General features: G+C 70.8%; 1 pseudogene. It reads left to right on the forward strand.

Annotated elements, in window-relative coordinates:
- A pseudogene (locus ABB30_RS15415) lies at positions 1 to 785 on the forward strand (vitamin B12 dependent-methionine synthase activation domain-containing protein); the annotation flags it as partial.
- Between the last annotated feature and the right edge of the window lie 28 nt (positions 786 to 813).

Genomic DNA, 813 nt, shown 5'->3' on the forward strand with positions numbered 1-813 from the left:
GGCCGCGCCGACCGCGCGCGCACACCGCGCTGAAGATCGCCCCGGCCTACCAACACCCGGTGGTGTGGACCAAGGACGCCTCGCGCGCGGTCGGCGCGGCCCAGAGCCTGGTCTCGCCCACCCTGCGCGGCCCGTTGATGGATACCATCGCCGCCGATTACGCGGCCATCCGCACCCGTCATGCCAACCGCGGTGATGCCAAGCGTCTGGTCAGCCTGGCCCATGCGCGCGAACGCGCCTTCAAGCCCGACTGGGCCGGCTATACCCCGCCGGCACCCCGGCAGCCCGGCCTGCATGTGGTCAACGACTGGCCGCTGGCCGATCTGCTCGAGGTCATCGACTGGACCCCGTTCTTCCAGAGCTGGGAACTGGCCGGGCGCTTCCCGGCGATCCTGGATGACGCCATCGTCGGCGAACAGGCACGCAGCCTGTATGCCGATGCACGGGCGATGCTGGCCCGCATCGTTGATGAGAAGTGGCTGACCGCCCGCGCCGTGTTCGGCTTCTGGCCGGCCCAGGCCGAGGGCGATGACGTACGCCTGCAGCACGCCGACGGCAGCAGCAGCGTCCTGCACTTCCTGCGCCAGCAGGCCGACAAGCCGGTGCAGCGTCCCCACCCCTGCCTGACTGATTTCATCGCACCGGCGGGCAGCGGCAAGGCCGACTGGATCTGGGACCTCGCCGTCGCGGCCGGGATCCGCTCTGACGCACACGCGGCCCGTATCTACGCCGGCCCCGTTGTCCACAACGTGATCCTGCCCAGCGCCCTGGCCCATCGACTGGCCTAGGCCCGGGCCCGCCACCAGCACCATG

Origin of the sequence: Stenotrophomonas ginsengisoli (assembly GCF_001431485.1) — a bacterium.
Taxonomy (GTDB): domain Bacteria; phylum Pseudomonadota; class Gammaproteobacteria; order Xanthomonadales; family Xanthomonadaceae; genus Stenotrophomonas; species Stenotrophomonas ginsengisoli.